Source organism: Oscillospiraceae bacterium (assembly GCA_022483045.1).
GTDB lineage: Bacteria > Bacillota > Clostridia > Oscillospirales > Acutalibacteraceae > Caproicibacterium.
Genome location: JAKVOA010000001.1, coordinates 1,706,760 through 1,728,278, shown reverse-complemented (window position 1 = coordinate 1,728,278; position 21,519 = coordinate 1,706,760). Strand labels below are relative to the sequence as shown.

Annotated in this window: 21 protein-coding genes and 1 pseudogene; 12 read left to right on the top strand and 10 right to left on the bottom strand. The window is 50.1% G+C overall.

The window, feature by feature from the left end; translation table 11 throughout:
- Positions 1-105 precede the first annotated feature (105 nt).
- A complete protein-coding gene (locus LKE53_08230; GenBank protein ID MCH3972732.1) occupies positions 106-1,869 on the bottom strand; it encodes a nitrite/sulfite reductase in 1,764 nt (587 codons plus the stop codon).
- A gap of 229 nt (positions 1,870-2,098) precedes the next feature.
- On the opposite strand from LKE53_08230, the gene LKE53_08225 reads away from it, so the two are divergent.
- The 9 genes and pseudogenes from LKE53_08225 to LKE53_08185 all read left to right on the top strand — a co-directional run bounded on the left by LKE53_08225 (position 2,099) and on the right by LKE53_08185 (position 9,633).
- Positions 2,099-2,296 (top strand): hypothetical protein, encoded by a 198-nt coding sequence (locus tag LKE53_08225; protein ID MCH3972731.1) that lies wholly within the window; start codon positions 2,099-2,101, stop codon positions 2,294-2,296.
- A gap of 71 nt (positions 2,297-2,367) precedes the next feature.
- On the top strand, positions 2,368-3,153 hold the full coding sequence (locus tag LKE53_08220) for a class I SAM-dependent methyltransferase (protein MCH3972730.1): 786 nt from the start codon (positions 2,368-2,370) through the stop codon (positions 3,151-3,153).
- A 66-nt stretch (positions 3,154-3,219) separates the two neighbouring features.
- On the top strand, positions 3,220-3,804 hold the full coding sequence (locus tag LKE53_08215) for a class I SAM-dependent methyltransferase (protein MCH3972729.1): 585 nt from the start codon (positions 3,220-3,222) through the stop codon (positions 3,802-3,804).
- A complete protein-coding gene (locus tag LKE53_08210) occupies positions 3,785-4,429 on the top strand; it encodes a methyltransferase domain-containing protein (protein ID MCH3972728.1) in 645 nt (214 codons plus the stop codon). The genes LKE53_08215 and LKE53_08210 overlap by 20 nt, the downstream gene beginning before the upstream one ends.
- 190 nt (positions 4,430-4,619) lie before the next feature.
- On the top strand, positions 4,620-5,573 hold the full coding sequence (locus tag LKE53_08205) for an AraC family transcriptional regulator (protein ID MCH3972727.1): 954 nt from the start codon (positions 4,620-4,622) through the stop codon (positions 5,571-5,573).
- Positions 5,574-5,664: 91 nt separating this feature from the next.
- A complete protein-coding gene (locus LKE53_08200; protein ID MCH3972726.1) occupies positions 5,665-5,946 on the top strand; it encodes a DUF6110 family protein in 282 nt (93 codons plus the stop codon).
- Positions 5,947-6,020: 74 nt separating this feature from the next.
- Entirely contained in the window at positions 6,021-8,090 is a 2,070-nt protein-coding gene (locus LKE53_08195; protein MCH3972725.1) for a heavy metal translocating P-type ATPase, read from the top strand.
- 240 nt (positions 8,091-8,330) lie between these two features.
- The gene (locus LKE53_08190; protein ID MCH3972724.1) at positions 8,331-9,113 is read left to right on the top strand and encodes a ZIP family metal transporter; all 783 of its coding nucleotides are present in this window, start codon (positions 8,331-8,333) and stop codon (positions 9,111-9,113) included.
- 209 nt (positions 9,114-9,322) lie between these two features.
- Positions 9,323-9,633: pseudogene (locus LKE53_08185) on the top strand (ABC transporter ATP-binding protein).
- 323 nt (positions 9,634-9,956) lie between these two features.
- Here LKE53_08185 and LKE53_08180 read toward each other — a convergent pair.
- A complete protein-coding gene (locus LKE53_08180; protein MCH3972723.1) occupies positions 9,957-10,406 on the bottom strand; it encodes a hypothetical protein in 450 nt (149 codons plus the stop codon).
- An 80-nt stretch (positions 10,407-10,486) separates the two neighbouring features.
- Positions 10,487-10,876 carry a DUF2809 domain-containing protein gene (locus tag LKE53_08175; GenBank protein MCH3972722.1) on the bottom strand — a complete coding sequence of 130 codons (390 nt, stop codon included), beginning with the start codon at positions 10,874-10,876 and terminating at the stop codon, positions 10,487-10,489.
- A 1,176-nt stretch (positions 10,877-12,052) separates the two neighbouring features.
- On the opposite strand from LKE53_08175, the gene LKE53_08170 reads away from it, so the two are divergent.
- A complete protein-coding gene (locus LKE53_08170; GenBank protein ID MCH3972721.1) occupies positions 12,053-12,691 on the top strand; it encodes a TetR/AcrR family transcriptional regulator in 639 nt (212 codons plus the stop codon).
- A 420-nt stretch (positions 12,692-13,111) separates the two neighbouring features.
- Here LKE53_08170 and LKE53_08165 read toward each other — a convergent pair whose 3' ends face one another.
- The 5 genes from LKE53_08165 to LKE53_08145 all read right to left on the bottom strand — a co-directional run bounded on the left by LKE53_08165 (position 13,112) and on the right by LKE53_08145 (position 17,977).
- Positions 13,112-14,047 (bottom strand): M14 family metallopeptidase, encoded by a 936-nt coding sequence (locus tag LKE53_08165; protein ID MCH3972720.1) that lies wholly within the window; start codon positions 14,045-14,047, stop codon positions 13,112-13,114.
- Complete coding sequence (locus LKE53_08160; protein ID MCH3972719.1) at positions 14,044-14,985, bottom strand: M14 family metallopeptidase; 942 nt, start codon at positions 14,983-14,985, stop codon at positions 14,044-14,046. Before LKE53_08160 ends, LKE53_08165 begins: the two co-directional genes overlap by 4 nt.
- Before the next feature lie 18 nt (positions 14,986-15,003).
- Complete coding sequence (locus LKE53_08155) at positions 15,004-15,807, bottom strand: transglutaminase family protein (GenBank protein MCH3972718.1); 804 nt, start codon at positions 15,805-15,807, stop codon at positions 15,004-15,006.
- Between the two features lie 197 nt (positions 15,808-16,004).
- Positions 16,005-16,679 (bottom strand): alpha-E domain-containing protein, encoded by a 675-nt coding sequence (locus LKE53_08150; protein ID MCH3972717.1) that lies wholly within the window; start codon positions 16,677-16,679, stop codon positions 16,005-16,007.
- Complete coding sequence (locus LKE53_08145; protein ID MCH3972716.1) at positions 16,661-17,977, bottom strand: circularly permuted type 2 ATP-grasp protein; 1,317 nt, start codon at positions 17,975-17,977, stop codon at positions 16,661-16,663. The genes LKE53_08150 and LKE53_08145 overlap by 19 nt, the downstream gene beginning before the upstream one ends.
- Before the next feature lie 285 nt (positions 17,978-18,262).
- Here LKE53_08145 and LKE53_08140 point away from each other — a divergent pair, with 285 nt between their 5' ends.
- The gene (locus tag LKE53_08140) at positions 18,263-18,775 is read left to right on the top strand and encodes a DNA topology modulation protein FlaR (GenBank protein ID MCH3972715.1); all 513 of its coding nucleotides are present in this window, start codon (positions 18,263-18,265) and stop codon (positions 18,773-18,775) included.
- A gap of 16 nt (positions 18,776-18,791) precedes the next feature.
- On the opposite strand, the gene LKE53_08135 is transcribed toward LKE53_08140, so the two are convergent.
- Positions 18,792-19,352, bottom strand: a complete 561-nt coding sequence (locus tag LKE53_08135; GenBank protein ID MCH3972714.1) for a TetR/AcrR family transcriptional regulator — start codon at positions 19,350-19,352, stop codon at positions 18,792-18,794.
- A 202-nt stretch (positions 19,353-19,554) separates the two neighbouring features.
- Between LKE53_08135 and LKE53_08130 the strand changes: the two genes are divergently transcribed.
- The gene (locus tag LKE53_08130) at positions 19,555-20,322 is read left to right on the top strand and encodes a sulfite exporter TauE/SafE family protein (GenBank protein ID MCH3972713.1); all 768 of its coding nucleotides are present in this window, start codon (positions 19,555-19,557) and stop codon (positions 20,320-20,322) included.
- Between the two features lie 120 nt (positions 20,323-20,442).
- Here the strand turns inward: LKE53_08130 and LKE53_08125 are convergent, their stop codons facing one another.
- Complete coding sequence (locus LKE53_08125; protein MCH3972712.1) at positions 20,443-21,510, bottom strand: ABC transporter substrate-binding protein; 1,068 nt, start codon at positions 21,508-21,510, stop codon at positions 20,443-20,445.
- Positions 21,511-21,519 lie beyond the last annotated feature (9 nt).

Here is a 21,519-nt window from a genome sequence, read left to right as displayed (position 1 = left end):
CCTGTCGCAAAGAAAGCTGCGTCAGGAGACCTTTTTGTATGGAAAACTGCTGTAAAGAAAGCGGCGGGAAAAGCGTCTGCAAACTTTACATGAATTTTTTCTTTGTTATGCCAGATATGGTGCCGCAATCTGTTCCAGAGCGGCGGGGTTTTCCGCGTACCATGTGGCAAAGCCTTTTCCAGCGGCGGCCGCGGCTTTGCCCACTTCTACCAAAAACTGCGGAATCTTTGTTTCGATAATTGTGCCGAGTTCGCGGCCCATGGTTTCGTGTCCCTGCAGCGCACAGCCGCCTACGCAGAGCAGGAAAGCGGGCTGTGGCTTGCCATCTACTCTCTTGACAGCACCGCGAAAGCCAATGACATTGGTTTGGTGTGAGCCACAGGAGGACGGACAGCCGGAAATATGAATCTGCGGCAGTGCGCCGTCGGGCAGGTGTGCTGCGCGCACGGCTTCTACGCAGGCCGCCAGCAGTGCCTGCGAGTCGCGCAGACCGACCTGGCAGATGCTTGCGCCAATACAGCTTACAGAGGTTTCAAACAGGCTCTGTGCGGTATCGCCAGCGGTCAGCTTTAGCACCTGCTGTGCCTCTTTGCCGGTCAGGTTAATGAGATAGGCAGTTTCGTCCGGCGCAAGGCGCATTTCTGCGGCGTCTATGCCCTGCAGCAGGTCAGAAAGCGCACAGAATGTTTCCGGTGCGGGCTTGCCGCCCAGCGGGTGCCATGCCACTGTATACAGGCCCAGCTGTTTCTGTTTGGTTACACGCGGGCCGGCGGCTGTGGTGCCATCGCCCTGTTTTGTCAGGGACTCCGGCTGTACAGCAAGGCCCAAATCCTCCCCGGAAACCTTGACTTCTTCGAGCTTTTCTAAAAACGCTTTCCGGTACGCTTCCAGGGAACCCAGGGATTCCTGCATATAGCGGGTGCGGGCCTTGCCGCGGTTTTGGTAGTTGCCGTGTGCGCGAAAATTCAGCCACATGGCTTTAATGTAATACAGAATTTTTTCGGGCGGTACGCCCTCTGCCACCAGCACGCCAAAGCGCGGATTGTTGCCGAGCCCGCCCGCGCTGTAGACGTCAAATTTGCCGTCTTTGCGTGCGACAAAGCCCAGGTCGCGGTAAGTGGCGTGGTCCACATTTGCCGGTGAGTTGGAAAAGCAGACTTTCAGTTTACGCGGCATTTTTTCTGCTTTGATGAAGTGCATGAGGTATTGGGCCGCGGCCAGTGCCCAGGGCATTACGTCAAAGTATTCGCCCTGCTCTGTACCGGAAAGCGGCGAGCACATCACATTACGCGGAAAATCGCCGCCCCCGCCAATGGGAACAATGCCCGCATCAAGAGCTTTTTCCATTAAAGCACACACAGTATCTTGGCTTAGGTCATGCAGCTGTATGGTTTCACAAGTTGTAAAGTGTACGCGCGGCACTTGATAGTCGCGTATCGCTTGCGCTATAAAGGCAAGCTTGTCTTTTGTCACGCGGCCTGCAGGCATGCGCAGGCGCAGCATACTGGCCTTGCCGCCCTTTTGCGCATAGCTGCCATAATAGCCGGAAAACCCTTTGTATGCGGCGATGCTTACTTTCCCTTTATAAAATGCAGCGGTCTGTTCCCGAAACGCCGGCAAGTCGGCTTTCCAGGTTTTTGCAGGAATTGATTCTATCATATTGGTAACTCCTTTTGTTACGCCGGCGACCGGCGGATACTCGTTTTTCCCATTGTAACATATCACTTGTATAACCGCAATGACGACCAAAACTGTGGCAATTACACCGGACAAGGCAGGGATTTGGGTGTATTTTTCCATGCGTTTACAGCTTGCGGCGTGGCTGATTTCAGTATTTGTCTTTCCTGCAAAATCAATACAGAATTTCATTTGTGCCTGTGCTTTGCAGGCAAACTGCACCAACTTTACAAGGAATCACGGTGCGAGTTAGAAAAATCTAACTAAATTTTGCAAAGCCGGGCAAAACCGATTGACAAAAGCAGTTAGAGGTATTAAACTACTTAATAGTTAGATAAGGCTAATCCATGCGGCAGTAAAAATCGTCAAGGCTGCTGCGGACCATTCGGAAATACCGCGCAATAGAAAAAGGAGGCCTTTTATGGCTGCAACAATTTTGATTACGGCTAGCATCGCTGCTTTGGTTGTGCTGGCGGTGCGTCATGTGATGAAGCACGGTTCCTGCGCCGAGTGCAGCGGAAAAACAGAAAGTAAGGGCGGGTCCGGTTGCAGCGGGCACTGCGGCAGCTGCCCGTATTGTGCCAGCGAAAAAGAGCACGAAACAGCGGCAAAGCCGTGAGCGGGGCAGATGGAAATTCTGCAGGGCACGCTTTTGCTTAAAGTATCTTTGTGGGAAGGGGGCTGGTCTGTATGAAAGCAGATTACGCAAATTGGGTATCTAAATGGATACCGCTGTCGGGCGGCATTGCAGCCGCTCTGTTTGCTGTGGACGCGGCTGCCGCTTTTTGGTTTGCCGGCTATGCTGCATGGTACGGTGTCCTTTTTCTGGCCTTGGCTGTTGCCGCCTGTGCCTTTGCCGCTTATATGGCTGCAGCCCGCAGCACCCTTTCGTACGAGGGCGGCGGTGTACAGGGAAAGGTGCTGGACGGGGTGCTCTCTTACCTTGATGTCCTAGGGTGGAGCGGCGAGGGCAGTCTGCTGGAAATCGGCTGCGGTAGCGGAGCCATGAGCATTAAGGCGGCCAAGCACTTTCCGGACGTGAAAGTTACCGGTATTGATTACTGGGGTGCGGCGTGGGATTACAGCAAAAAACTGTGCGAAAACAATGCACGTGCAGAAGGGGTGTCCCGCCGTACAGAATTTGTACAGGGCGACGCGGCAGATCTGCCCTTTCCCGATGGTGCGTTCGACGCTGTGGTCAGCAATTTCGTTTTTCACGAGGTAAAAACACAGCCGGATAAATTGGCTCTGGTGCGTGAAGCCCTGCGTGTTGTAAAGCCCGGCGGATACTTCGTTTTTGAGGATGTTTTCTTTGCGCGGAGCCACTACGGAGATATCCATAAATTTGTAAAGGAACTGAAGCCCGACACAGAGGAACTGCATTTTGTGGATATGCGTCGCCCGGCATATGCCCCGGCTTTTCTCAACACGCCGCTGGTCCTAGGACAGATGGGCCTGCTCTATGGCAGAAAGTGAGGCAGAGTTGCAGTGCATATCGGAAATCACCGGGTGCTTCAAGATGCCCGCCTGTGCAGCCCGGCCATGCAAAGAAGCCGATTCCTTTGTGAAGAAGCTGTTTTGAAAATTCGTCCGTATCTCAGCAGGTACATGAATATACTGGAACTTGCCTGCGGGAAAGGGGAGCTTTCCTTTTCGTTAGCGGGTTACACGCACCTTTGGGAGGCAACAGACCTTTCACCGGCTATGATAGCCCAAGCAAAGCAGCGCCACGGGTCCTGCCGACTGCACTTTTCTGTACAGGATGCGGCAAACCTGCCTTATGCGCCGTACAGTTTTGACGCGGTGCTGCTAGCCAACGCCCTGCAAACCATGCCGCGTGCGGAAAAAGCGCTGCAGGAAATCAAGCGAGTGCTAAAGCCGGGCGGGCTACTGATTGCGCCTACGTTTGTCCGCAGAGAGGGCGCTGCCTTTTGTCTGCGGACACGGTTGATGAAGCAAAACAACTGGATACATGCAAAATGGAATGCGGAAGAATTTTTAGAATACCTGCATGCACATGGATTTTCTGCGGTGGAAGCTCCTCTGCTGGGTGGCGGCCCCGCGCCGCTGTGCTGTGCAATAACGAAAGAAGAGGTGGTTTTGCAGCATGACAGACCGGCAGTATAAAACACTGACAATACACGAGTTTGACCAGGCGGCAGAGAAATTCGATGACAGCAGCCCCAGTGTCTATAACATGTGCCGCAAAGATTACCCTAACCTTGCAGCAGAATTGGCAGAGGAACCTTTCCGGCGTGTCTTAGATGCGGGGTGCGGCACGGGTTCGATGCTTTTCTTTTTAAAACAAAAATACCCCGATAAACAATACGCAGGAATTGATCTTTCCCCCAAAATGGTTGAGGTGGCCAAACGAAAGGGACTTAAACACATCTTTGCCGGGGACTGCGAAATGCTGCCGTTTGCAAGGAATTCATTTGATACGGTTCTCTGTTCTATGAGCTTTCACCATTACCCACACCCGCAGGCGTTTTTTGACAGCGTTTTCCGTGTGCTATGCCCGGGCGGACGGCTGATTCTGCGGGATATGACAACCGGTTTTGTGCCGATGCAATGGGTATGGAATCATGTTGAGCTGCCGCTTTTCAACCTTTTTCTGCACACGGGCGACGTGCACGTTTACAATGAAAAAGAAATCGCGGGTCTTTGCAGAAATAGCGGTATGATTTTGGAGCGCTTTGAGCAGCGCGAGGGCTTTCGTCTGCACTGCGTGTGCAGAAAGCCGCTGCCGTAAAAACCTTTGCAGGTGATCGGCAATTTGAAAAGGCAATGCGGGCGGCAAATACAGCGCCAAAGGAGAAATTCAGTATGGAAGCAATGGAATCCGTTCTTTATGGACTTGCGGCAATGTTTCTGCTTTGTGTATTGGGCGGCGCCGGGGCTTGGGTGTTTGGGCGGCTGTGCGGCCGCTGGGAAAAACGGCCATGATCGCGGCCACGGAAGAGGAAAAAAAATTTTACGGCGGCAATGTCGAGATTGTCACCCGCAGTGCAGACAGCACCGTCTACCGGATTCGCAACCTCTTCGGTGATGCGGTGATGACTACCTACCAGGTGTTTCCCGGGATTCAGCTGACTTACAATGATGTAGATACGCAGGAATGCTCCATTGAGCATGCGGAAACCGGCAATATTATGGAAATCAATCACTGCAGGGAAGGCCGCATTGAGTGTGCCTTTAAGGACGAATATTTGTATCTGTCCAAAGGCGACGTTGCCATCAACCGAAAAGATGACGCGGCACATGACTCTTATTTTCCCGGCGGGCGTTATTCCGGCATTACCATTGTTATTGATACGGCATATGCGCCAAATAGCCTTTCCTGCTTTTTAGAGGATGTTAATGTCGAGCTTTCCGCGCTGAGCAGAAAATTCTGCAGCGGAAGCGAGTGCTGTGTCATGCGGTCAAAGCCCTGTCTAGAGCACATCTTTTCCGAGCTGTACGCGGTTCCGAGTTCTATTCGCAAAGGGTACTATAAAGTGAAAGTTCTGGAACTTCTTTTGTTTTTAAGCGGCATGGATATAGACCCTGCTCCACAGAAATATTACACTGGGGCACAGGTACAGCTGGCAAAACAGGTCTGTAGATTCATTACCGCACACCTGGATGCACACATCACCATAGAGCAGCTGGCTGCCATCTTTCATGTTTCTGCAACCCAGCTGAAAACCAGCTTTAAGGGGGTCTACGGCGACTCGGTCTATGCCTACACGCGTACGCAGAAAATGCAGGCGGCCGCGTCTTTTTTGAGCAAGACCGATCAGAATGTAATGGAGATTGCCGGAAAGGTAGGCTACGACAACGGCAGCAAGTTTGCGCGGGCCTTTCGGGATGTGATGGGGGTTTCTCCGAAAAAATACCGGGAGCAGTCATCTTAGGTATGCGCGGACAAATGCCCGAATGGAGTGGAAACCAAGTTGCGTTTTCTAATATAATCATTAGAAACCAACACGAAAGGAAGAAAATGGTATGGAACTGGGAAAAATTAAACTTGTAGTCGGGGGTGCACTGCTCTCAACATTGGGTTATCAGATTTTGCGCAGCCGAGATGCAAAAAAAGTCTATTCTTTTGTTACTGCCGCTGTTTTGCGCGAAAAAGAAGCCATTATGACCGAACTGACGGATATTAAAGAAGACTGCGGGGATATTTTTGCTGACGCGAAAGCCCGCAATGAGCTGTATGCTGACGAAAAGGATAAAATTATTCAAGACCGCGCCGCCAAGCACGAAAAAGAGCCCGCCGCGGAATAAAGATTACATAAGAAGTCCGCCTGCGGGCGGCTTCTTTCTTTTACTCAAATCATCGATAGGAGCAGGAAAACCCTATGAAATGCAAGATACTGCACGAATCCGGCGGAAGGCTTCGCGTGCGTGTGATGCAGCCGCACATGACGCTTTCTCAAGCGGATATTCTGGAATACTATATGAAAGCAGTGGACGGTGTCACAGACGTTCATGTATACGACCGCACAGGTGATGCGGTTATTCGCTTTTTCTGCGTGCGCGGCGCGGTTATTGATGCGCTGTCAGCTTTTTCTTATGAAGAAAGCGCGTCGCTTGTCCCCGAGGAAACCGGGCGGGCACTCAATCGGCAGTATGAAGACCGGCTGGTATTCACTGCAGTGCGGCGCGCGGTCAGCATTCTCTTCCTGCCCATGCCGATTCGCCTGGCAATCGCGGCGTTTCAGACGATTGGCTATATTAAAAAAGGAATTCAGTCACTGCTGAAAGGGAAGCTGGAAGTTTCTGTACTTGATGCGACCGCCATTACGGTCTCTATGATACGCGGAGATATGGCAACTGCCACTTCTATTATGTTCCTGCTGAGTATCGGCGAAATTTTGGAAGAGTGGACGCACAAGAAATCTGTAGCGGACCTGGCGCGCACCATGTCGCTCAATGTGGAAAAAGTGTGGGCCCTGACGAATGGTCAGGAGGTACTGGTGCCTGTGGGCGATGTGCAGGTGGGTGACAAAATTGTCGTGCGCATGGGCAACATGATTCCACTGGACGGCAAGGTGGTTTCGGGTGAGGCGCTTGTCAACCAGGCCTCCATTACCGGTGAGTCCATGCCGGTGCGCTGCGCTTCTGGCAGCTATGTTTACGCGGGTACGGTGGTCGAAGAGGGCACATGCGTTGTCACTGTAGATAAAAACTGCGGCAGCGGGCGCTATGACCGCATTGTTCACATGATTGAAGAATCCGAAAAATTGAAATCTGCTACCGAGGACAACGCCTCTCATCTGGCAGACCGGCTGGTGCCGTACAGTCTGGGCGGCACAGTGCTGACCTGGCTGATTACCCGCAATACAGCAAAGGCGCTTTCCATTTTAATGGTGGATTTTTCCTGTGCGCTCAAGCTTTCCATGCCGCTGGCAGTGCTTTCTGCCATGCGGGAAGCAAGCTTTCACAACATTTCGGTTAAAGGCGGCCGCTTTATGGAGGCTGTCTCTGAAGCCTCGACTGTGGTATTTGATAAAACGGGTACCCTGACCCATGCTACGCCTAGGGTGGCAAAGGTGATTCCTTTTGGTGGGCAGGACGAAAATGAAATGCTGCGGCTTGCCGCCTGCCTAGAGGAGCATTATCCCCATTCTATGGCAAAGGCTGTGGTGCAGGAAGCAAAGCGCCGTGACCTGCACCATGAGGAGCGCCACTCAAGGGTAGAGTATGTTGTCGCACACGGCATTTCTAGTAAAGTGGATGATAAAAAAGTGCTGATAGGTAGCTATCACTTTATCTTTCAAGATGAGGGCTGCACAGTGCCGCAGGGTGAGCAGGCGCGTTTTGACACACTGCCCGATGAATACTCCCACCTATACCTTGCTATTGCGGGGCAGCTTGCCGCGGTTATCTGCATTGAAGACCCGCTTCGTGAAGAAGCTGCCGCAGTTGTCAACAGCCTGCATAAGCTGGGTATACATAAGGTCGTCATGATGACCGGGGACAATGAGCGTACCGCTAAGGTGGTTGCCAAGGCAGCAGGCGTAGATGAACTGCATGCGGAAGTCCTGCCGGAAGACAAGGCAGCCTTTGTCCGCGCAGAGCACGCAGCAGGGCGCAGGGTTATCATGGTCGGGGACGGCGTCAATGACTCGCCGGCCCTTTCCGAGGCAGACGCCGGCATTGCCATTTCTGACGGCGCAGCCATTGCGCGGGAAGTAGCGGATATTACGATTTCGTCGGATGACCTGTTTTCACTGGTGACGCTCAAGTTTCTGAGCGACGCGCTGATGGCGCGTATCCGGCAGAATTACCGTATCATTATCGGCTTTAATTCCGCGCTGATTGCTCTGGGCGTGGCGGGGGTGCTGCCGCCGGCAACTTCGGCGCTGCTGCACAATCTTTCCACCTTGGTTATCAGCCTGCACAGTATGACAAACCTGATAGAATAACACACAAGACAGCAAAAACGGAGCCGGTTTTCGGCCCCGTTTTTTGTGGTATCAGGGCATTTCAGATTTTGTACAGAAAAAAACACAGCAAAGCGCGGGCAGCGAAAAACGCCGGAAATACCCGTTCCGTGCCTGTGAAATGGGGTTTCTGCCGGTCTCTTTTTCATATCAAAATTCTATAGAAAAAAGAAGTGAAAATGTGATAGACTAAAGGAAATGTACAAACGGGGAGGAAAAATATTGAATATAGAAGTGTGGAAAGGCATCCTCATTCCTTTTGCAGGAACGTCGCTTGGTGCGGCCTGTGTCTTTTTTATGAAGAACGCAATGGGTCGCCAGCTGCAGCGGGCGCTCACAGGATTTGCGGCCGGCGTTATGGTGGCAGCCTCGGTGTGGAGCCTCTTGATTCCGGCGATTGAGCAGTCGGAATCTCTTGGGAAGTGGTCATTTTTGCCTGCGGCGGCCGGCTTTTGGGCAGGCATTCTGTTTTTACTTTTGCTGGACCATGTTATTCCGCATCTGCACCAGAATACCACTGCGCCGGAGGGTCCCAAAACGAGTCTGCAGCGGACAACTATGCTGGTCTTGGCTGTCACTCTGCACAATATCCCCGAGGGCATGGCGGTTGGTGTGGTTTATGCCGGGTGGTTGGCAGACAGCAGCCATATCTCTGTTATGAGTGCGCTTGTCCTTTCCATTGGCATTGCCATTCAGAATTTTCCGGAGGGCGCCATTATCTCTATGCCGCTGCGCGCTGAGGGTATGAAGAAGCCAAAAGCTTTTTTAGGCGGCGTTTTATCCGGCGCTGTAGAGCCGGTGGGCGCTCTGCTTACCATTCTTGCCGCCGGCCTAATTGTTCCGGCAATGCCCTACCTGCTCAGCTTTGCGGCCGGCGCTATGCTGTATGTCGTCATAGAAGAGCTGATTCCAGAAATGTCGGAGGGAGAACATTCTAATCTTGGCACACTGCTGTTTGCGGTCGGTTTTACCGTGATGATGGCTTTAGATGTGGCACTGGGCTAAACAATGTCTAAAACTGTGCAAAAAAAGCCCGCTTTTTCGATCGGTCGGTTTTTGTCTGGGCCTTTCTGCTTTGCATTTTGTGTCTATTTGGAGCTAAACGAAGTTGAAATGGAGTAGAAGCTGGGACGGCGGGTCCTTTATAATAATCCTGCAGGATGCCGAAAAGGCACCCTGAAAAGGGCACGAAAGTTAGCATATACTAATCTACGCGCAAAGACGCTTCCAATGAAGAAGTACTGCGCGCGGCAAAGCTTGCAAATTGCGGGGAAATTGCAGACCGCCTGCCAAACGGCTGGCATACCATGATCGGTGAAAACGAAACGATGATTTAGCACGCTTTGACAAAGCTAATCCAGGGCAAGACGGTGCTGTTGATTGCCCACCGAATGCGCACGGTTTCTGGAGCGGATACAATTGTGGTGCTGAAAGAGATGGCACTGTCCAGGAAAGTGGGACACCGCAGCAGCTGTACGCCCAAAACGGCACCTATCACCGCATGTGCAGCTGTAGACAGGCATAGAATAAGCGGGAAATGGCCGAAAGCTTTGTTGCGTTCCATTTCGTACTCGCATATAAGCAATCATATATAAGAATAGCTGAAAGGCTTCCTTGAAAAGCAGCATTGCTTTTTTATGTACCGGTTAGCAGACAAAGCTGCACATATTAAACGTTAAGGAAGCAAATACTTCGCGGATTTTTGCAAAGGCGGCGGCGCTGCCGCTGACAAGGCTCTGTGTTTAAGCCAGTAGGGAAATACCTGCAGCAGTGCCGGGCAGCGAGCCTATCGGCGGAAAAAGAAACGGCAGCTTGTTTCCCAAAAGGAACTCTGCTTGCTGTACAGCATTATTTTTTCACCTGTAATGCCTGCTGCTTTTCCAAAACCGTTTTGCGCTGCTGCTGAACTGCTTCCGCCAGCTTTTTATCTTTTTCTGCCGCAGCTGCCGCATCGGCTTTTTCTAAGTAGGTCAAGCTTTCATCGTATCTTCCTAACTCACAAAGAGCGGACGACAGACTCATATGCAGGGTAAAAGATGCTAAAGGGGAACGCGGTTTATGCTTCATGTTAGACAGTGAACGAAGGAGCTGCTCAGCGTCTTTGCCCTTTTCATAGGTCCGCGTGATTTGATTGTTTTCTTTGGTAAAAGGGCGGTTAATCCATCCGGAGATGACAAGGTACAGCAGACCAAAGGAAGCAAGCAGCAGTACGAACAGTAAAAGAGATCCGAGTATAGAGGCGCCTGCCAGCCAGCGAAAAAAGGGTGTACAAAAGGCGAGAAAAAAGACGAGCAGCAAAGTGCACCCAAGCGGCAGCAGAAAGACTGCCACATGATATCCTTTAAAGGCTGCAGCGTGTGAAGCGGGCACTTTTCTTCTCATAAAGCTGCTCCCTTATTTTTGATTTTTCTTTTTAGCAATGCTTTTTCTGCAAGGAAAAACAAAATACAGCCGCAGAGGTAGCAGAAAATATCTTTCCAGTCGAAAGTTGCCCCCAATATCGTTTGCAGGGCTCCACTGCGGATTCCGAGACGGTCGGCAAGCCCCAATAATTGAGAAAACTCCACAGCCGCGCTGAATAGAAAGACCCACAGAGCCAAGAGCTTTGGGCGGCGTGGAAAGAGGCAGCGCAGCAAACAGCACAGCAGTACTGTAACCAACATATCTCCAAGATAGGGGCGGATAAATGAATCGTGAACAAACAGCGCAATCATAATTTCAATAACCAGCAGTATCATAAAACTCAAAAAATATGTTTTTCTATTCATGCTTTTCTGCTCCTAGCAGGACACAGCGGCCAATGGTGCCGGTTTCTGTCTGTAGTGTTTTTGCAATTCGACTTTTTATAGCATAGCGGCAGGAAGCGAAAAAAGCAACCTTTTTCTGTAAAAGTGTTGTTTTAAGAGAGGCAAGAGTGCTGCAGAGCGTACTGTAAGCCGTCCTTTGTATATCGAACATATCCTTAGCAAAGGTTGAATGAGGGAGCAGCTCAAGCTTACAACTTTTTCGTGTGCATTTTGTCAAATTATGTGGCTGAATATAAATGAACAAAGAAGGCCGAAACACGCGCTTTACAGCGCGATTTTTTTTGGACAGTTATGTCATTTAACATGACAAATATTATTCATAACGTGGCCTGTTGCCTGTAAACAGGCGGAGAGTTCAATACATAGGAGTGAGGATTTTATAAGCGAATATATCATATAACATGTTGTATGAATAAATATTATGCCTTTGCTCTTTCGCAGAAAGGTACCTGTGGTACAGTCCTCCGATGAAAACAGATGTGCATGAGATGACGGGCCCAAAAATTTCCTTCAAAAATCTCCGTGATTGGTGGTATTGGATTGTGAAAAATAGATCTTACACAAAAACAAGGGGGTTTTACAGTCATTCAGTACACTCAGCCGTTATTCATAACATATCACACTCTTTTGATAAAATATTTTGTATACTGTATTTGCAAAAGCGGTGAGTTTTTGAAAAGCAAAGTTGGCTAGGTCCTGCTTCCTTTTTTAGCATTTGCACGTGTCGGAAGCAGTATTCATTTTTGTGTGTAAAGTTGCATCAGAATTTTCCCGACTAACGACCGTGCTTTTTTGAAAACGCGGGAAATAAGTTAGGGGCCTTCTACCCTTTTCTTCCATTTATCAAAAATGTGCATAAAACATTTCACATAATTCGGTAAAAGATTGAATATGGTAAAAAATTGTGGTAAAATCCAAACATAGGAAATCTTTATCTCCAGATAAATGAAATTGAATTTTGCTTTCCACTTTAACGGAAACCAAAAACAAATGAGCGGAAATTTATGCAGGTTATGGCCTAAACGGATTTTGAAATACGGATTCGCGTTCTCCGGACAGTACCAATTCCTTTTATGGACAGATACTTGCAGAAAAAACAAGAGCTGTGGGATGAAGATACTGAAGGGGATTAGAGCCATGCCAAATGAAGAAATCAGGGAAAAAAATATTGAAAAGGTGCTTGCCGCCGCAAATAAATGCTTCTTAGAAAGCGGAATTGAACAGACGTCGCTTGAAAAGATTTCGCAGTGCTGCAACATTACGCTGCGGTCGGTCAATCGGTATTTTGACAGCAAAGTAGATTTGGTTTTGCAGACATTTGGCTGGATTGGCCGGCATATTTACCAGCTTGACGGCGAGCGGATTGAGTCTCTGAAACGAAGCACGGATAAGGGCATTGAAATTGTGATAGAATTTCTCTTCAGTTTGGAGCAGGTGTATCTAAGCAAGCCACAGTTTTTTTCCCTAAAAGGAGAATTCGATATTTATATTTACCGCCATGGACTGGAGCGCGACGAGGGCTACAAAAGAATGCGGAAATATTTTGACCCCGTTGGGATATTGGTTCATGCTTATAAAAATGGTTATACAGATGGTTCTATGAGAAAGTTTTTACCACCAAAGGAAGAGGCACAGTATTGCTGCAACAGCTTTTTCTGCTTTTTGCAGCAGCTCTCTATGAGCAAAGATGCTGCAAATGAGGAATCCATGAAAGCTGCAAAAAGGCAGATTGACAGTTACATTGAGCGTGTGAGAGAGCTGTATCAGATGACCTGAAAAAGCTGCGGCTGAGACGGTGTCTTTCAGGAAAGCCAATCGCCTTCTTTACAAAAGGCAGTATTAATTACCTGCCAAATTACACGAAACTGCTTTTCCTGTCTTCTGGTGATAACAGAATGCACCTCTTTATAGGACTCGGCGTAGCTATTGCTGCCGCTGCAGTCATTCTGCTGGTTACCAATAACCAAAAAGAAGCGTAAAATTCAGTGATTTGAGAAAGCCATAAGGAGGCAGCGCGGGTATTTACCCGCTTCCTAAAAAGTTTTTGATTCGATTTTGCCTTTTACAATACATCACCCCCGGTTGCAGATTTTCTTCTGTAATCGGGGGTGATTTCATTTATAGGCGGTTTGAAAAGATCATGCGGCGTTTTTGCAAAAATAAAAAGGAATATAGGCCAGCCGCCGTGCAGAATTTTTAAGCGTGCAGGCGGCGTACGATGCGAAAAGCCACTTCATGCTGATTGATTAACGGCTTTTTATGCGCAAAAAACAGAATACCGCTTGTCGAGGCTGTCATTTCAGAGATCTGGGCGCCGGTGAGCGGATCGAGAATTTCAGCGATCGGTTCGCCCCATACCACTTCGTCGCCCGGTCCTTTGTAGCGGCGGAAAATACCGCCTGCTCCACTTAGAACCGACGCCATCTCTTCTTCCTTGACCACGGCCGAAACGTATCCGCCGTGGCATTCGTAGTGCAGTATGCCGCACCGGCTTAAAAATCGCAACACAGCTCCAACAGCCTGGCGGGCAGAAGCTTCATCAATGCAGTCGGTTTCTTTTGTATAAACGGAAAATGCGTTTGTTTCCCACAGCTGCCAGTTGTAGTTCAGTGTAGTTGTATCAAAGGGATCGGGCTGGCGCAGAACAATATAAGGCATACCAAAGAGATTTGCGAGGCTTGTCGTCTGATAGCCGGTTTCCATCATACGCACGTGTGGAACAAAGTCACCCGGCATATAAAAACTAGCAAACTGAATGCCATATTGATAGCCGCGCACAGCAGAAAAGACGCCCTCTGCTACACGCTGCGTTGTTTCCCCCAGGGAGTACCCCGGAAACATGCGGTTAATATCGGTGCCGTCGCTGGCCCAAAAGCGCTTGCCGACATTCATAGAGAAATGGTTGACCGAGGGAATCACCAAAATCTCCTGTCCCTTAGCGATGTTGCCGTGTTGCTCTAGTTCCTGTAAAGTCTTGACCAGTTGGGAGCAGACGTACAGCTGCTGAATCTCATTGCCGCGCATTGCGCCGACAATGCAGGCTGCTTTTGTGCCGCTGCCAAAGCGAAAGCCGTCTACTTTGACATCCTGGCGGTAGGGGGTTGTCATCTGGAACAGTGTTTCGCGAATCATGACTCTGCCTCCCCAAGAATACGTGCAATTAAAGAACCTTCGTAGACAATCGGATATTCCCGCAGTGTAAACAGCGTGCCCTTTGCCGGGGAATGCAGTACTTCTCGTATTTCGCCGGAAAGCGGGTCTGCAATCACGCCTAGCTGCTGGCCGGGCACGACTCGGTTATGGTGTCGGGCAGTGGGAAGAAATACGCCGGAAGCACCGGCATTGATAAAGCTAACTTTGCCGTCGCGGCTGATGACCGGCTGCCGGACTGCTTCTACCGGGCCATCCCACATTCCAAGGGAATGCATTAGATTTAAAATACCCACAATCAACTGCTGACCGTAAGCTTCGGTAATGCGCATGCCTACGCCCATTTCAACCACAAGCGTTGGTGTGCCAAGGGTGTTTAGGCTGTGCGCAAGTGTACTTTCCAGTACGGTGGCTGCAGCGTGCACCCACACAAAGTCTACATTTAAAAGCTTTGCCAGGGGTAGCAGCGTGTCTGCCGTGTCTTCGCTAACGCGCACTTGGGGCAGTTCGCGCAGGTAGATATTGCTGGCATGAATGTCAATACATACGTCTGCACCTTTTATATCGCGAATGATGCCGGCCGCAATATATTCTGCGGCGGCGCCGCTTTCGCTGCCAGGAAAGATCCGGTTCATGTCCAGGTCAAACATCGGGATACCGCGGGTCATGGTGTTGATGCCCAGCGGGTTGAGGGCCGGGTAAATATCCACGGTGCCGTGCAGGCGCTCAGGGTATTGGTGCAGAATGCGGTTGAGCTGCCAGCAGACGTACTGCCCCTCCAGCTCATCGCCGTGCGTACCGGTGACAATGCACAGGCGCTTTTCTTTCGGGTTGGTGCCGCTGCCCGAGGTGACCCGGTTCTTGCGGATTTCGAGCGTCTCGTCTACAGCTAGCTGCGCCGAGACAATGGTTTCTTCCATAGAAAAATGCCAGCCTTTCTAAAGGAATGATTCAGGTGAATCTGCATTAACAGATGCTGCAGAAACTTTCATATAAACAGATTGCTGCTGCTGGGCAGCGCCAAGAAAGACACCGCGCTCAATGGGGCAGTCCGCGTATTCACGGCCGACATTCAGACGCACATATCCCTCGTCTGCCTCACAGCGGCGGGTTGGGTCTAGCCCATACCAGGCACCGCTGCAAAAAATCTCTGCCCAGGCATGTGTTTCTCCATTACCTTCGGGCAGTCCGCTGACATAGCGCGCCGGCAGCCCCGCAAGGCGGCACAGGGCAACCAGCACCTGCGCATAGTCTTGACAAACACCCTTTCCCAAGGCGAAAGCTTCCCCAGCAGTGGTGTGAATATCGGTTGCACCCGGCGTATAAAGAAAATGGTCGCTGACTGCACGGGAAAGTAGACAAGCTCGCGCCAGCGGGTCTTTTGGCAGGGGAAGCGCTGCCAAAAAAGTGCGCAGGGCATTGGTTGGCGCTGTACAGGGAGATGGGCAGCAGTCAACCGGCCTAGGCGGTGTGCAGTCGCGTACAGAAAGGTCTGTCTGTACGCTGCCCCGCACGGTGTAAGCAAGCGAAGTATGCGGTGCGTGCAGCTGCCCAACGGTCAGGCGGTTGCCAAAACCGTCGCGCTGCAGAAGAAAGTCCGCTGCAGGCTGCAGCTGCAGGGACCAGCTGGTCATGCGCTGAGTCGGCCCGTCCGCGGGAATGCAGCGCAAAGTAAAATAGTGCTCTGTGACAGGCGCAGAAAAAGAAACAGCCGTATGGAAGTAAATTGATAAATTTCGCATGAAATGCTCCCGCCTCCGGTTTGGCAATGCTTTTCGGGCAGACCGGCCGGTTCGGTTCGGCGGTCTCAGCGCAAAACAAAGCCCGGCCCTGTGTGCCGAGCTTTGTTTTTATTATAAAGGCAAGTCATGGCTTTTTCAACCTACGGGAGAAATCTGCTTTTTTGCGGCGGCTGTCTGTAATAAAAAGGAATGCTTTGCTACACTTGAAACAGGTCTTCTATACAGGAAATCAGTTTTACATTTGACAGCCGGTCTGGTTTTTCCAGTACGGCCTGTACCAGTGTGTCCAGGTCTTCCGGATTCGTAGCGAGTTTGGTTTTATAAAGGCGGTTGAGCAGCCGACTCATTTCGGCGGGGATACGGTCAACACGGTATTCGATACGCAGGTACAGGTCAATGCGCTCGACACTCGTGCCACATTTCAGAATATTGCGGCTGTTTTCGTCATAGATAAAGTCATCGGATGCACCGCGAAAAGCCATGATGTCATCAATGACCCACTGTGCCTGCAGGGCGGGACCGTCACTTTTGGCGGCTTTTTTCAGCGCAGAAAGCGCCATTTCAATGTAAGAGAGCGTTATAGAGGAAAGCGTGTCGCGCAGCACTACCGCGTTGTCATAGGCGCTGTACATACTGTTAAGTACAGAAGAGGGATCTTCTGTATCAAACAGGTAGCGCCGCACAAAATCCTCGTCATCTCTGTAGCAGTCGCCTATGCCCATACTGCAGCAGAAAGCCGCATGGTCAATCGGCAGCCCATCCACCACTTTGTCATATCTGTCAAGCAGATACTGCAGGGTTGTAAAAACGCGTTCTGTGTACCGCCCAAGCCAAAACAGGCGGTTTGATTTTGTCAATGAGAGAGCACCCATGTGTCTTTAAAACCTCCTCCTTGTGAAGAATTGACGATAAAGCTGGTCGGGTCGCTGGAAAAGCGCGTCAGCCCGCTTGGCCAAACGCTGATTTTGTCTTTGCTGGTCAATACAAAAGCGCGCAGGTCTGCTTTGCGCGGCTCTTCTTTGCCGTCGCACAGGACTGGCAGGTCTTGAAAATCAATAACCTCCTGTGCAATAAAGCGCCGCGGCTCTTTGCAGATAAGGTTTCGCATATTTTCCAGCTGTGCGGCGGTCATTCGGTTGCCAAAGACTACGCCGTAGCCGCCGGCCTCGGCCACGTCTTTTATAACCAGATGGCTGAGGTGTTCCAGTACATACTGCCTGTCTTTCGGGTAAAAGGGCAGGTAAGTCGGTGCATTTTGCAGAATTGGCTCTTCTTTTAGATAATAGTGAATCATCTTTGGTACAAAGTAATAAATGCCCTTGTCGTCGGCTGCGCCGTTGCCCAGCGCATTGATCAGTGCCACGTTGCCCGCACGGTAGGCGGCCATCAGGTTTGGAATACCGATTAAAGACTTTGCATCAAAGGCGACCGGGTCCATATATTCATCGCTGACGCGGCGGTAAATGGCCCCGACACGTTCTTTTGCGCCGTAGGTTTGGTAATAAACCTTGTCCCCTTCTACAAAAAGGTCGCCCGGCTCTGCCAGCACAGCGCCTGTTTTTTCAGCGAGGTAGCTGTGTTCAAAATAGGCGGCGTTGTAGCGCCCGGGGGTAAAAACAACGTTTAGCCCACCGGTGTTGACACTATCCATCACGCCGCGCAGCAGAGTATGGTAGTCGCGGTTGTCGACAATCGGCGTATCACGAAAAGTGGCTGGGCTGCACCGGCGGCAGAGCATGCGTGCAATCAGCGGATAAGAGGCACCCGAGGGAATGCGCAGGTTGTCCTCTAAAATATACCATTCGCTGTCTTTGCCCTGCACCAGGTCAATGCCGGAAATGTGGCTGTATACTCCGCCGGGCGGCGTAATACCGATACATGCAGAAAGAAACCCAGAGGAGGAATAGGCAAAATCTTTTGGTATAATGCCGTCTTTTACAATCTTTGCGTCGCTGTACAAATCTTTTAGGTAGCAATTCAGGGCGCGTACGCGCTGAGAAAGGCCGCAGTCCAGCTTTTGAAAATCTGCGTGCTGAATGATGCGGGGAATCGGGTCAAATGGAAACAGCCGTTCGTGAAATTCACCATTTTTATAGATACCGAATTTCACACCGTAGCGGGCTAACTGCTGATTGATTTGGTCCGTATGACAAATCAGTGGATTAGGCATACATGTTACCTCCCTTTTCTCTGCAAGGGGAGGGCAGGGTGCTTCCGGCGTACTTTTACAAAAAAAGGGCAAAGGAGCACACTGGCCCCTTTGCCTTTTATTTTATTAGAATAGCAACTTTTTTCCATTTTGTCAACCGCTTCGACCTAACTTGAGCTAAAATCTGCAGCAGAAAAGGTGCCTGCCCACTGTGCAAGGTTTTGCTTCGGACTTCCTTATGCGGCCGCGCCGAAAAGTATGTTATAATGGCGGTAATCGAAAATACTCCACGGAGGAAAATGCAGAATGAAAATCCACATCATTGGCGGCAGCGGCAGCGGAAAGACCTATTTAGCAAATAGGTTGTCTCAAAAGTATGGTGTCCCGCATGATGACCTGGATGATTTGTTTTGGAAGAATACAGCAAATCAATACGGCGTAAAAATGCCGCGGGAGAAAAGGGACCAATTTCTTAAAGAAATCCTAAAGCGCAAGGACTGGATTATCGAGGGCGTCTATCATGCGTGGGTACACGAAAGCTTTGAAAAAGCAGATACCATTATCGTTTTGGATTTTCCTGTAGGCATTTGCAAATTCCGTGTCCTTATCCGCTTCCTAAAAAGAAAGATGGGAATCGAACACGGCAAAAAAGAAACCATAAAGTCCCTTGCCGGTTTATTAAAGTGGACAGACCAGTATCAAAAAGAAGATCTGCCAAAGATCTATGCTACATTAAAAAATCACAGCCAAAAGACGGTTGTCCTGCACACAAAAAGAGAAGAAGCAGACTTTATAAAGCACTTTTCACAGTACGGCTAAGCCCTGTAAAAATGTGCTAGCTGTTTTGGCAGCATAAGCGAATGGCGCCGTACATCTTTTCAGTGAATTTTTCGTGGGAATCGGCGGTACGCTTCCAAGACTGCCCGCAGGTGCAAAGCACCTCAGCGATTGTCTGTGCATGCGCTTGTACGGGCGGTTTGTCGGTGCAGGCGAAAATGGTCTCTGTCAGCTTTTGGCGGAACAGAGTTTCGCTGTCTGCAATGTCGCTGCCGCAGACGCGCCTGCAGTGAAAGTCCCAGTCGGAACGTTCAGAGCCAAACAGGCCGGCATAGCTGCCGTACCATGCGTCCAGTGCACGGAAAAGCTTTCTTTCCAGCGGTGCACCGTTTTCTTTCAAGGCCGCGGATGCGGCTTGCAGGCCGTCGTGCAGAGCCTTTTGAATAGAGGCCGCAAATATTTCATCTTTATTTTTGAAATGGAAATAAAGGCCTTGGCGCGTAATGCCTGCGGCTTTTGCAATGTCATCCATAGAAGTTTTTTTAAAACCGTACTGCAGAAAAACCTCTAGGGCCGCTGTGAGAATATAATCGATTTTTTCCATGCTTTTGTTTTTCATAGTTCCATCTTAAGCTGTTTGCTATTTATTGTCAAGTTTGCACAGATACTGCACAGCAAATCCGTTTTGTGCGAAGCGATAAGTTTTGTCCGCCGAGGAGCAGATACCCATTGATTGCTTGACAAACTAGATTAAATATGTCAAAATAGTAATACAAAATGATTCACCAGCAGATGAGAGTCACTGCTTCAAAGGAGTCAGTATGACATATTTAGCGCTTCCTATTGTTGGGTTCCTAATTGGTTTTTTAATCATTTCCGTCGGTGGCGGGGGCGGCGGTATTTACGTTGGCATTTTAACCGGACTTTTCAATGTTTCGCCGGCGATTGCGGCGTCTACATCTTTGGCAACCATCATTCCGACCACGGCAATCGGTACGGTCAGCCATTGGAAAGCGGGGAATATCCGGCTGCGCTACGGGCTGATTATGCTGGCAGGGGGCGCTGCCGGCGCGGTGATTGGCTCGCTGTTTTCCAGTGTATTTCCTAAAAATCTGTATAATAAATTTACCGGGCTGGTTATTCTTGTCCTCGGAATCCAGATGATCTTTTCTTTTTTACGCAAAGGGAAAAACGCCGCCGAAAAAAAGGCGCCTGTTGCGTACAAACACAGTACGGCAATTGCGGTGCTGTTTGGCGTTTTGGGTGGGACCATGTCCGGCCTTGTCGGAATCAGCGGCAGCACGCCGATTGTTGCGGGATTGACACTGCTCGGCTGCAGTGCGCTGCAGACAGTGGGCACGTCGGTTATGGTGCTTGTCGGCATTTCAGTAACGGGATTCTTTATGCACCTTGGAATCGGCAGTGTCGACTGGCGTTTGGTAGGCCTGCTTGCCTGCGGCACTATGACCGGGGCATTTGTTGCGCCGGCGGTGCTCAAACGGTTTGATAAGCAAAAAGTAGAAAAGGTTATTCAGCCTGCACTGGTCATTATCACGGTGGCTATGGGAATCCTGCTGCTGTTTAAGTAATTCCCGCAAGGCTGTGTATACCGAATGGCTATAGAAAATGAAAATCCAGCAGCCCTTTTCTTTGTAAAAGCTGCTGGATTTTTTATCATCATGCTATGCTGCCACTTTTTTGAGAGTGGCTCAGGCAACGCTTTCTGTTGTATTTGGAAAGGTTTTCTCTAAAATATCCAAGGATACATAGTCTTTCACGGTGTAGCTGTTTTTTACCTTTTGATTTTGCTCCATCCAGCTGTAAATAGAATTCAACGTATTCCAAGTGGGCTTTTTAAAATCAATCGTAAAATCTGTACTGCTGAAAGTAGCCAAAACGGTTTCCTGCGGAACACCGCTCTGCTTTTCGACTAGAGCAGCCGCTTCTTTCGGATTTTTGCTGATAAATGTACTGGCATCCTGCATGCCTTTCAAGTAGGCGGCTGCTGTTTTGGGGTTTTCACGCAGAAAGCTGTCACTTGCAATGGCAAATGCCAGTGTCGGCTGGCAGATCTTGTCTAGCGTTGTCAGCTTCGTGAATTTTTTGGTTTTCCGCAGCTTCTGCTCGGTTTGGCCAAAAGCCCAGCATGCCGATGCCTGCCCGGACTGCATAACTGCCAGCATTTCCGGTCCGCTTTGCACTGGCAGCAGCTTCACATCAGTGCTTTTCAGACCGCCCTTTTCCAGTGTCTTTGCAACGTAATACTCGGTGGCGGTGCCAAGCTGTGTTACAATTCCTTTTCCCTTTAAGTCTGCCAGAGAGCGGATGCCCGGCGCAACATAAAGCGTGGTGCCGCTTGCTTTAGTGGAGTTTAATTTGGCAAAAATACGCAGTTCATTTCGTTTACTGCTGCCAAAGCGGTTGATAGCTGCAAAATCCGCCACGTAGCCGATGTCAAGCTGTCCCATAGTGACACTGTCCACTGTGTTAATGCCTGCCGCGCAAGTCGCAGTGGTTACGTCCAGCCCGTATTTTTTAAAGTAACCATTTGCCAGGGCAATCGAGGCCGCGTAGGCGCCGCTGGAGTTTGCCATAATGCCCAGCCGCAGCTTTGTCAGTCCTGCAGTGCCGGCCGTGCCACCTGATTTGCCGGCAGTTTGTGCCAAAGTAGGCACTGATGCAGACAAACCGCAGCCGCCCAGTGAAACTGCCCCAATCGCTGCGGCGAGAAGCGCCGCCAGGCCGCGTTTCCATTTCTTCTGTGTAAGATGATACATTTTCTCCTC

Bases quoted from the DNA above. Each gene is read 5' to 3' on its own strand.
- LKE53_08230 (MCH3972732.1), bottom strand. From the start codon at position 1,869: ATGAAATTCTGTATTGATTTTGCAGGAAAGACAAATACTGAAATCAGC.
- LKE53_08225 (MCH3972731.1), top strand. From the start codon at position 2,099: ATGGCTGCAACAATTTTGATTACGGCTAGCATCGCTGCTTTGGTTGTG.
- LKE53_08220 (MCH3972730.1), top strand. From the start codon at position 2,368: ATGAAAGCAGATTACGCAAATTGGGTATCTAAATGGATACCGCTGTCG.
- LKE53_08215 (MCH3972729.1), top strand. From the start codon at position 3,220: ATGCAAAGAAGCCGATTCCTTTGTGAAGAAGCTGTTTTGAAAATTCGT.
- LKE53_08210 (MCH3972728.1), top strand. From the start codon at position 3,785: ATGACAGACCGGCAGTATAAAACACTGACAATACACGAGTTTGACCAG.
- LKE53_08205 (MCH3972727.1), top strand. From the start codon at position 4,620: ATGATCGCGGCCACGGAAGAGGAAAAAAAATTTTACGGCGGCAATGTC.
- LKE53_08200 (MCH3972726.1), top strand. From the start codon at position 5,665: ATGGAACTGGGAAAAATTAAACTTGTAGTCGGGGGTGCACTGCTCTCA.
- LKE53_08195 (MCH3972725.1), top strand. From the start codon at position 6,021: ATGAAATGCAAGATACTGCACGAATCCGGCGGAAGGCTTCGCGTGCGT.
- LKE53_08175 (MCH3972722.1), bottom strand. From the start codon at position 10,876: ATGAATAGAAAAACATATTTTTTGAGTTTTATGATACTGCTGGTTATT.
- LKE53_08170 (MCH3972721.1), top strand. From the start codon at position 12,053: ATGCCAAATGAAGAAATCAGGGAAAAAAATATTGAAAAGGTGCTTGCC.
- LKE53_08165 (MCH3972720.1), bottom strand. From the start codon at position 14,047: ATGATTCGCGAAACACTGTTCCAGATGACAACCCCCTACCGCCAGGAT.
- LKE53_08160 (MCH3972719.1), bottom strand. From the start codon at position 14,985: ATGGAAGAAACCATTGTCTCGGCGCAGCTAGCTGTAGACGAGACGCTC.
- LKE53_08155 (MCH3972718.1), bottom strand. From the start codon at position 15,807: ATGCGAAATTTATCAATTTACTTCCATACGGCTGTTTCTTTTTCTGCG.
- LKE53_08150 (MCH3972717.1), bottom strand. From the start codon at position 16,679: ATGGGTGCTCTCTCATTGACAAAATCAAACCGCCTGTTTTGGCTTGGG.
- LKE53_08145 (MCH3972716.1), bottom strand. From the start codon at position 17,977: ATGCCTAATCCACTGATTTGTCATACGGACCAAATCAATCAGCAGTTA.
- LKE53_08140 (MCH3972715.1), top strand. From the start codon at position 18,263: ATGAAAATCCACATCATTGGCGGCAGCGGCAGCGGAAAGACCTATTTA.
- LKE53_08135 (MCH3972714.1), bottom strand. From the start codon at position 19,352: ATGAAAAACAAAAGCATGGAAAAAATCGATTATATTCTCACAGCGGCC.
- LKE53_08130 (MCH3972713.1), top strand. From the start codon at position 19,555: ATGACATATTTAGCGCTTCCTATTGTTGGGTTCCTAATTGGTTTTTTA.
- LKE53_08125 (MCH3972712.1), bottom strand. From the start codon at position 21,510: ATGTATCATCTTACACAGAAGAAATGGAAACGCGGCCTGGCGGCGCTT.